Origin of the sequence: Limosilactobacillus pulli (assembly GCF_947381555.1) — a bacterium.
GTDB lineage: Bacteria > Bacillota > Bacilli > Lactobacillales > Lactobacillaceae > Limosilactobacillus > Limosilactobacillus pulli.
In genome coordinates this window covers 18,246-28,132 of sequence record NZ_CANCWQ010000019.1, presented here as the reverse complement: position 1 = coordinate 28,132, position 9,887 = coordinate 18,246, and the positions used below count along the sequence as shown (strand labels likewise).

Here is a 9,887-nt window from a genome sequence, read left to right as displayed (position 1 = left end):
GCGTACATCTCACCGCTCCACGTATTAAAGTAGTAGATCTTGCCATTGATCGTCTGCAAGCCATACTGCATCTGACCCTGCGCATTATAATAGACCGTCTTGCCGCTTGCTAGTTTCGTAAAGCCGATGCTTGCCGACCCATTACTCGTAAAGTTGTACCACTTGCCGTTGATCTGCGCTTCTTTGCCGGCGTACATCTCACCGCTCCACGTGTTAAAGTAGTAGATCTTGCCATTGATCGTCTGTAGCCCATACTGCATTTGGCCTTGAGTATTATAGTAGACTGTCTTACCATTAGTTAGTTTAACAAAGCTACTTTGCATAATTCCATTATTATTAAAATCATACCAATATCCACTAATATTTTTTTCACCCATTATCATTTGGGCAGTATTAATATCGAAATAATATTTTTGGTTATTAATTACTTGCCAACCAACTATAAAGATATTCTTATTAGCATCATAGTAATACGTATAATTACCAATTTTATTCAAACCGGTTGTTAAACTAGTCACATTAACTGAGCCATCAACATTTAGCTTAATCGTTGTATTATTATTATTATTTACACTAGTAACTCCTGTTTTCAATGCTCCTGTTATTGGATCATAATATTGTAGTTTTTTGGTTACTTGATTATAAACTAATCCTACTTCTTGAATTCCAGTTGTAGAATTATAGTAATAATTACGTCCATCAATAGTTACTTCGCCTAATGTCATTGCACCGCTCCAAGTATTAAAATAATACTTATTGCCATTAATTATTTGGCTACCATATTGCATTTGACCCTGACTGTTGTAATAAACCGTTCGACCATCAGTTAATTTTTGAAAGCCAGTCGTCATTGCTCCTGAGGAAGTATTAAAGTAGTACCAATAACCGTTAATTTTTTGTTCGCCATACTGCATTTGACCTTGACTATTGTAATAAACCGTTCGACCATCAGTCAGTTTTTGAAAGCCAGTCGTCATTGCTCCTGAGGAAGTATTAAAGTAGTACCAATAACCGTTAATTTTTTGCTCACCATACTGCATTTGACCCTGACCGTTATAGTAAACAGTTCGGCCATCTGAAAGATTCTGGAAACCAGTCTGACGAACTCCATTTTTATACAGATACCAATAGCCATTTTCTTGTTTTTCACCGTTTAAACTCATGTAGGTGCTAAACATCCCCATATCAATGGAGCCATCATAGCCATTAAAACTATCAGTATACTGCCATGCTCCATAGTCTGAATTCAAAATGGTATTCTTCCAGTAGTCATAGTAATAAGCAGCAATCCACGTCTTGCTACGACCAACCGTTGAACTGACATTGTATGTCTGATCATAGCTGTAACTAGCATAAACACCATGATTAGTGTAACCACGGCGACTCAATTCATTCCAAAATTCATTTAAAAGTGCTGCAATGTTGGAACGCTTAGTCACACTATCCTCCATATCAGCAATCATCAACGTACTGCCATCTAAGCCATAAGAACTAGCAACGTTAGCATAGTGATCGGCTTCGGCAATTGCTGATGCTGAGTCAGTGAAAACCGCATAGTCATAGGTTGCAATTGCCAGGCCTGCTGCTTTAGCATTGTTAATCTGCGTTTGTGCGTATGGATTAGTATATGTAGTCCCCTGAGTCAGCTTAACGATAACATATTTAACGCCAAGGCTCTTAAGCCAGGAATAAGTTCCCACACTCATGGCCCCTTGATATGAAGAAACATCAATTGCATCGGCTGAGGTACTGTAAGCAGCCAAAGCTTGTAAGGCAATTTCTTGATCAGTATTTGCAACAATCGCTGTTGTGGAAGATTCTGACACTGCCGAAGACTCACTACTGTCAGTTACCAAACTGCTATTCTGAACTTCAACAGTAGTAGCAGTTGTCGTACTTTCTGAACTGCTTTTACTTAAATCTTGTGATGATTGCTGTGCAGTAGTACTGTCTTGTGTTGAAGAATCAGTATCAGATGTAATACTTGTTTGGGTATCAGAAGTTGATGTAGACGCATCAGCCTCTGTTACTGATGTATCATTTTTACTACTACTGTTTACAGCTTGCGATTCTGCACTGTCATCCGTATTGTCAGTTGATACGGAAGTTGAAGTCAGTACTACCGATTCGGCATTAGCATCATTAGCCGTAGCTTGTGACACGCTACTGTCGTTAATAGTTGTAACATCTGCTTGTGCAGTACCGGAATGCAAAATCAATCCAAAACTAAGCGCCGTTAGCGTAATCCCAGAAAAGAGCGTCCATTTTTTCAAAGTTTTCTGTTGTGCATTTTGGTATGCTTGTACCTTTTGACGTTCGTTATTCAAGTCTTTCCTCCAAATTAAAAATTCAAAAAAGTTCAAATTTTCTTATAAAAAAGGGGGCTTCCTTAAAAGCTCCCCTTTTTCTTGTCTAGTTTCCCAACAAAGTCAATGGATTAATCCAAGTTCCATTGTTGTTAAATGAGTTTGCTAAAGCAACGTTAAAGTTCTTTTGACGAGTAATTCCCAAATGCAAGTGAGCCGTCGTTCGTCCACCAATTACGTCGCCAACGTTAACTTGTTGGCCAACGCTCACCCAAATATTAGAACGACTGCTGAAAGCTTCTTGGTAAACAGTCAAGTATTCGCCAGTATCAATCAATACGTACCAGTCCAGCCCTGAAGCATAACCGATTCCAGTAACTGTCCCCTTGTGAACCGCATGGACTTCATAGCCTGGATGATCAATTGAACCAAAGTCAAGACCATCGTGGAAACCATTCAGTCGGAACTCACCACCTGCATTTACACCGAATAATTGTGCACCCGTGAAATAACCGCGACCATCAGCTGGGAATGGCCATCCCCATGTATCCTCTACACCATCGGAACCAAAAGTATGCTTAGTCCCATCAATATAGTGCGTACCAGTATACATATTACCATTAGCTAAATTAAAGTAGAACGTGTTGCCATTAATCGTTTGCCATCCTTTTACCATATGACCTTGATCGTTATAGTAAACTTTACGTCCATCATTTAAAGTTATAAATTGAGATATAGCTTCTTGTCCATTAACAGGATTAAAGTAGTACCATGAACCATTAATTTTCTGTTCACCGTAAACCATATGACCTTGATCATTATAGTAAGCGATACGGTTATTACTTAACGATGCAAATTGTGAGACAAACTCAGCACCATTCAAAACATTAAAATAGTACCAATAACCATCTATTTGTTTTTCGCCATGAACCATTTGAGCAGTCGTAAGATCGTAGTATACCTCACGATTATTGCTTAATTTATACCAACCTGTTTTTACTGTTTTTGTTTTTGAATCATAGTAATACCATTGCCCATTGATTTCATTTTCCCCGTCTTTTAAAGCAATATTTCCACTATTATCAACAGAAATAGTATTACCATCCAATTTCAATGTAGTACTCTTAACCAAGGAACCGTTCTTTCCGCCATAACATTGCAGAAGCTTAGTATTTGCATTATATACAACACCTGTTTCCTTTGCACCAGAAAGAACATTCAAATAGTACGTTAAACCATTAATTTCTTGCTGACCATGCAACATACCTTGGCCTTGACCATTTTCATTTAACATGTAGTACACTACTCGACCATCTGGTAAGGTATACCAACCTCGTGCTACCTCACCACTCCAAGTATTAAAATAGTACCAATTGTTGTTGATTTTTTGTTCACCATATTGCATTTGGCCTTGCGCATTATAGTATACCAATTTACCACTAGCTAGTTTGGTAAAACCAGTGCTTGCTGAACCGTCGTTGGTAAAGTTGTACCACTTGCCATTGATCTGTGCTTCGCGATTAGCATAGCGCTCCCCACTCCATGTGTTGAAGTAGTAGATCTTGCTATTGATCGTCTGTAGTCCATACTGCATCTGACCTTGGGCGTTATAGTAGACCGTCTTGCCACTCGATAACTTCGTAAAGCCAGTGCTTGCTGAACCGTCGTTGGTAAAGTTGTACCACTTGCCATTGATCTGTGCTTCGCGATTAGCATAGCGCTCCCCACTCCATGTGTTGAAGTAGTAGATCTTGCTATTGATCGTCTGTAGTCCATACTGCATCTGACCTTGGGCGTTATAGTAGACCGTCTTGCCACTCGATAACTTCGTAAAGCCAGTGCTTGCTGAACCGTCGTTGGTAAAATTGTACCACTTGCCATTGATCTGTGCTTCGCGATTGGCATAGCGTTCTCCGCTCCACGTATTAAAGTAGTAAATCTTGCTATTAATCGTCTGCAGCCCATACTGCATCTGACCTTGGGCGTTGTAGTACACCGTCTTGCCGTTAGCTAACTTCGTAAAGCCAATGCTTGCTGAACCGTCACTGGTAAAGTTGTACCACTTGCCATTGATCTGTGCTTCGCGATTGGCATAACGCTCCCCACTCCATGTGTTGAAGTAGTAGATCTTACCATTAATTGTTTGTAGCCCATACTGCATCTGGCCTACTGTATTGTAATATACTGTACGTTCACCACTAAGCTTTTGCCAACCCGTTAAGTTCTTACCGTTTTGGTCTTTTAAGTACCAGTGACCATTTGAGTAAACCTCAGTAGTCTTAGTGGCAGAAGTTGATGACTGGTTAGTATCAGCTGCTGCTGCCGTTGTCATTGAAACCGTATTAGTATCAGCGCTAGAAACAGTTTCAGCTTTAGCATCATTTTGGGTGTTTTGAGTTGTTGACTTAGTAGGCTGTTCAACAGTTTCAACCGCCTTCGAAGCCTCAGTTGCAACTTGACTAGCAGAATTACTTTCTTGATCAGTTGATGACGTTGCTTTCTGAACCGTATCCGTAGCTGAAGTTGATTCACTAGCAGTAGTAGAAACAGTATCTTCAGATACGGTAGCAGCTTGTGAATCACTGGATGCTGCAGTCGTAGCAGTCAAAGCAACCGTGCTGTTATCATTGCTATTATTATCGTTGCTTGCACCTGTATTTGTATTAGCAACAACAGCTTGATCACTATTACTAGTTGTCGTACTACTGTCAGCTTGCGCAACGTTACCACCAGCCATTAAACCAGCTGTTGCAGCAGCTGCAACCAACCACAGCTTGCCTTTTTTATACATTTTAAAGCGTGTCTTTACTTCAAGACTAGGTTTCGCCATCATTTTCTCCTCGCTACTAATTACTCGGTTTTTTAGATTTATTTTTTAAGTTAATTTCTTGATTCTTAAAACTATTTAAAAGTTTATCATTGCTGACCTTTTCAATCAACGCGAATGATAATATGATACATAAATGTCATATTTCAGTTACATTTTAACAACATTAAAAAGCGCTAATCATCCTATACTTAGGTAAGATCAGCGCTTTTAATAATTTTTTTAATATTGCAACTATATGTTAACGTTCATCATACATTTGAACGTTGTTGGCTACTTGATTTACGTAGTCAGCACCATTATTTTGGTTAGCCGTGTTAACCATGTCAGAAACTTGGTAAGGGTTCCACTGCTGGTCGTTGTAGATGTAAACCGTGCTAGCAATTGGCGAACCATCTACGTCCTTACCTTGAGCGTAGTAGTTTACCCATTCACTTTCGTCAGGCTTTGCTCCGTAGATTTGGTAGTAGGTATTGTTGGTACCATTTGGCAAAGGTGCCAAAACAGAGCTTTCGTTCATTGCAGTTACAACCAGTGGACGATTTGCCTGAGGAGCTACTTCGTTGGTTACATAGTGGCTCGTGTACCATGCCAACAAACCAGCCTTTTGCTGATCAGTCATTTGATCTTCGTTTAGCTGAGCAGCTTGTGCTTCACTGTTTTGAGCAATTGCTGGTTGCTGGGTAGTCGCAACCGAACCAGCAACTTGAGCTGTTTGAGCAGTTTCAGTGACTGGTGCTACTGCTGCTTGAGAACTTGCAGCTACCTTTGAAGATTGCGTTTCAGGCAAGGTAACCATTGCACTGCCGACCTTTAATGTATTAGCAGAGCTTGAAGCCTGGCTGGCAGATGCTACACTGCTTGAAGCTGCGGTTAAAGTTTCACTGGCAGCAGCTTTAGCAGAGGCCTTGTGCTTATGAGAAGTACTTTGTTCAGTCCGTGCGCTGTCAGCACTGCTCTTAGTAGACGTGGTCGTTGTCTTAGCCCCACAACCAGCCAACAAACCTGCAATTACCAAGCTGCTAAGCAAGATGTTCATGTTCTTCTTCATAAGCTTATCCCCCTTACTTTTATTTGAATTCTGCCCTGAAGTTTTTTGCTTATTAACTAAATTAGGCTTGTTACTTAAATATCATCTATGTAACATCCTTGTAACATTATTATAACACAGTTTAAAATTTATTGTTATTAATTTCAAAAATAAGTATTTATCTATCGGCTAATCTAAAGCGATGGAAACGCTTTACGAAAAAATAAATCCCAATATTACTTTTATTACAAAAAAAGACTTTTGCAATAGGTTTAGCAAAAGTCTACATTAAAGTATTAGTGTTCACCATGTCCCATAATTTTACGCTTCAAGAACTTGCCACCCTTTACCAGCCAGTTTTGCTTTTCCATAAAGACATAGTTGACGTCAACCGTCTTATATTCTGGATGGCAGCCCAGCCAAGTATCTAAAAGCAATTCACTCAAGAAGCCAAAAACGCGCTGTTCATATGGCGAGTAGTTGGAATAGTCGATTCGCTTTTCAACTTCGCCCAGCACGTCAAATAGCCAGGTACAGTATTCATCCAATGGCTGCTTTTTCATGATCATCATATTAAAGTAGTGTGCCTTGGTCCGCTTCATTACGGTCTCAAACGAGTTGGCATAGGCGGGGTACTTCTTGTTGATTACCTCACGTGTTACCTCCAGTGGCTCATGCTCATGAACGTGCAGATAATGCGATTCATTGGTTTCAATAAAGTAGTTGCGCTGCTTTGGCAAAATGACGTCATAATCCTTTAACAGATTCTCTGCTTCAGCCGTACTCAAGACCTGGCTTAAATCCTTGTCATGATGCAAAGAGAAGTAGCGACGATAGTGAACCAAGCCCAATGCATCAACATCCGGCAGGTTCTTCCAACCCCAGTAAAGCGCGGTCAGTTCGTTGTAGTGCGCGTTCTTCTTAGAGATGTTGTCGCCAGTATTGTCGCCTTGGAAAGTATCGTTAACGTCTGGATGCAGATCCTTGCCGACAAACACCGGCAGATACATTGGATCACTTGGCATCGCATAGTTTTTGTGCACCGCTACTAAGACTTTAATGTTCACTAATCTTTCCCTCCGACTCAGTAAGCACCTGTATTTTTAAAGATGCTGATAATATTCTTAAACATGATTCTCACATCATACCAATATGATGCCTTATCAACATAGCTCAACTCTAAATCACAGCGTTCTGGATAGCCGATGTTGCTGCGGCCACTAGCCTGCCATAATCCCATGGCACCAGGTTTGACCGAGAGAAACTTATCCACGCGATCGCCGTATTCCTTCAATTCTTCTTTAACGACTGGCCGTGGTCCCACGATGCTCATGTCGCCTTTTAAAATATTGATGAATTGTGGAATCTCGTCAATTGAGGTTCTTCTTAGCCAACGTCCCAGCTTGGTAATCCGAGGGTCTTCGTCAGGCTCTAGCTTATAGTTGTTTTCAACGTACTTTTCATAAAGCTCAATATTAGAGTGCAAAAGCTCATCGGCATTGACGATCATTGAGCGGAACTTGTACATCTTAAACGGCTTGCCATTCTTGCCGATCCGCGTTTGCTTAAAGAACAATGGTCCCTTGTTGTCACCGAACCGGTTGGCAATCCAGACACCTAAAAACACTGGACTAAAACAAATCAAAGCGAGCAGTGACAAAATGATGTCAGTCAGCCGCTTAAAGAAAAGATAGGTCAGTGATTGTTTTTTTATTTGACTATTTTCCATAATTTCCGTTGACTCTGTTTCTTCAATTTGATTTTGCATAAGATCACTTGAAACTCTAGTTAATATTTTTGAAAGCAATTCCTTTTCAAAACAATACTTTCTACATAATACCAGTAAATTATGAATTTAAAAAGACATTTTACAACCACTGCCACACTCATGCGTTTGTATGCTCATTTAACCAGTGCTCGGCCTCATCTAAATCAAAGCCCTTGCGATACAGGGCCTGCTTGACCTTGATCCGGCGCTCGTAGTCGGTTGTGGCCCGTTTTTCATAGCGGCGCCAAGCCTTAGCAGCCTCTTTGGCCAGCAGCTCATCTTGCTGTTCTTCATCCGGCTGTGGCATTACGCTGTCCTTAATCTCACTGAACAAACCCGCTGCATAACCGTTAGTGATCAGCCCCTGGCGCACCTTTTCTTCTTGACGGCGCGTTGGCAGCTTGGCGTAGCGCTTGAACAGTTTTTTGGCCAGTTTCGTCGCATTTTCCTGCTGTAAGGCCGACGTAAACTGGGCCAGTGCATTGTCGATGTCTAGTTCGCCGATCTGCTTTTGCCTAAGCTTTTGGCGAATCACTTGTGGGCCCTTTAATTCCGTATTCATCACCGTACGCACGTAGCTAGCCGCGTATTCATGATCATCCAACAAATGCAGTCCCCGTAGTTTTTGCATTACTGGCTCAATATATTCTTCTGGTGTTTTGAGCTGGCGCAGCTTTTCATAAACATCATGTTCGGTACGCAGCTGATGTGACAGATAGTCCAGCATCTTATTATAGGCCTTGGCAATCTCATCATCATTGGTCATCGCCTTGAGCTGTGATTGATCAAGCTCCATGCCCTTCATCAACCGATACTTGATCAAGACGCTTTCGGCTACGGAAAAAGCATATTTGCCATCAAGATAAATATTATAGCGACCAGGACGTTTTTGCGCTTCAATTTTTGAAATTTTCTCCATTTCTTAAAAAACTCCCTTGCATAATATCTTCAGTACAGTAGATCTTGTTACTATTTTTGATTGTCGGAATCTTTTGGAGATCCTAGCTGATGCTGACCATATTGGTAGCGATCGTTGAATTCACGATGCCTCATCTTGCGTACATACTGCCATAAGTGCTTTTTTTCTTTGATCTCGCCATCATGGGCATCCTGGAGCGTAGCATTAATGGTAGCGCCAATCATGATCACCATGCCGGACAGATCCAGCCAGATCATCAGCACGATAAACGCTCCAATTGTTTTATAAGACGTTATGTTATGAGCAAAGATCATCGTGTAATAAGAAAAGACGCGTGAAAGTCCCATCCACAAAAGATCCGCAATTAAAGCGCCTGGAATCACGTAGCGCAGCTTGACCAAAGCATTTGGGACAAAGTAGTACAGCAGCGTTAAGAGCACGAACAGCGCCCAGAACGTAACTGGCCACTTGATTGATCTAAAAAACATAACATATTTGCTACTGAAACCCAGGATCGGCTGCAGGCTGTTCAGCGTCTGTTCGCCAAGCCCGTATAAAATCACCAGCGTCGTCACGATCAATAAGATAACCAGCATCCAAAGAAATGAGACTGCGCGATTGATGATCGGATTTTGGTTTTCCGCGATTCCATAGGCATGATTGACGCTGCGCTGAAAGGCCGCGATTCCCAAACTAGTAGACCATAACGCCACAATCGCACCCAGAGTCAGCGTCCCGCCATTCCCATGCTGCAAGAAGTCGTAGATGATTGGCCTTAAAAAGTCATATACTGATTCCGGAATCGCCGTCTGCAGATAGTCCAAAACGGTTTTGGCATTCAGCCCCATCATTGGCAGCAGGTTTCCGACCACGATGATTGCCGGAAAAACCGACAGCAGCGTATAGTAGGCCAGGACTGCCGCTGACGCTGAAACCTGTGCCATGGTGAAGTGCTTGATAAAAAGCAGCACGAAATTTTTTATTTTATTCGGCTTTTTGTCCATGGTTAACCTGCCTTGTCCAGAAATAATGTTTTT

General features: G+C 41.3%; 7 protein-coding genes and 1 pseudogene. All 8 read right to left on the bottom strand.

Annotation, left to right across the window (positions count from 1 at the left end; all coding sequences use genetic code 11):
- A partial coding sequence (locus QOS03_RS06585) for a GH25 family lysozyme (RefSeq protein ID WP_283575803.1) occupies positions 1–2,327 on the bottom strand: 2,327 nt, incomplete at its 3' end.
- 85 nt (positions 2,328–2,412) lie between these two features.
- Positions 2,413–4,914, bottom strand: coding sequence for a peptidoglycan DD-metalloendopeptidase family protein (locus tag QOS03_RS06580; RefSeq protein ID WP_283575802.1), 2,502 nt, complete (start codon positions 4,912–4,914; stop codon positions 2,413–2,415).
- Between the two features lie 96 nt (positions 4,915–5,010).
- A pseudogene (locus QOS03_RS09685) lies at positions 5,011–5,136 on the bottom strand (KxYKxGKxW signal peptide domain-containing protein); the annotation flags it as partial.
- Positions 5,137–5,374: 238 nt separating this feature from the next.
- Positions 5,375–6,184 (bottom strand): hypothetical protein, encoded by an 810-nt coding sequence (locus QOS03_RS06575; protein WP_283575801.1) that lies wholly within the window; start codon positions 6,182–6,184, stop codon positions 5,375–5,377.
- Positions 6,185–6,459: 275 nt separating this feature from the next.
- A complete protein-coding gene (locus QOS03_RS06570; RefSeq protein WP_283575800.1) occupies positions 6,460–7,230 on the bottom strand; it encodes a DUF4422 domain-containing protein in 771 nt (256 codons plus the stop codon).
- Between the two features lie 17 nt (positions 7,231–7,247).
- On the bottom strand, positions 7,248–7,931 hold the full coding sequence (locus QOS03_RS06565; protein ID WP_408612080.1) for a sugar transferase: 684 nt from the start codon (positions 7,929–7,931) through the stop codon (positions 7,248–7,250).
- A gap of 118 nt (positions 7,932–8,049) precedes the next feature.
- Positions 8,050–8,850, bottom strand: coding sequence for a recombination regulator RecX (recX, locus tag QOS03_RS06560; protein WP_283575799.1), 801 nt, complete (start codon positions 8,848–8,850; stop codon positions 8,050–8,052).
- Positions 8,851–8,900: 50 nt separating this feature from the next.
- Positions 8,901–9,854, bottom strand: coding sequence for a YihY/virulence factor BrkB family protein (locus QOS03_RS06555; RefSeq protein WP_283575798.1), 954 nt, complete (start codon positions 9,852–9,854; stop codon positions 8,901–8,903).
- Positions 9,855–9,887: the final 33 nt, after the last annotated feature.

Excerpts from the sequence above, each read along its gene's own strand:
- recX (WP_283575799.1), bottom strand. The coding sequence starts at position 8,850 with ATGGAGAAAATTTCAAAAATTGAAGCGCAAAAACGTCCTGGTCGCTAT.
- QOS03_RS06565 (WP_408612080.1), bottom strand. The coding sequence starts at position 7,931 with ATGCAAAATCAAATTGAAGAAACAGAGTCAACGGAAATTATGGAAAAT.
- QOS03_RS06555 (WP_283575798.1), bottom strand. The coding sequence starts at position 9,854 with ATGGACAAAAAGCCGAATAAAATAAAAAATTTCGTGCTGCTTTTTATC.
- QOS03_RS06575 (WP_283575801.1), bottom strand. The coding sequence starts at position 6,184 with ATGAAGAAGAACATGAACATCTTGCTTAGCAGCTTGGTAATTGCAGGT.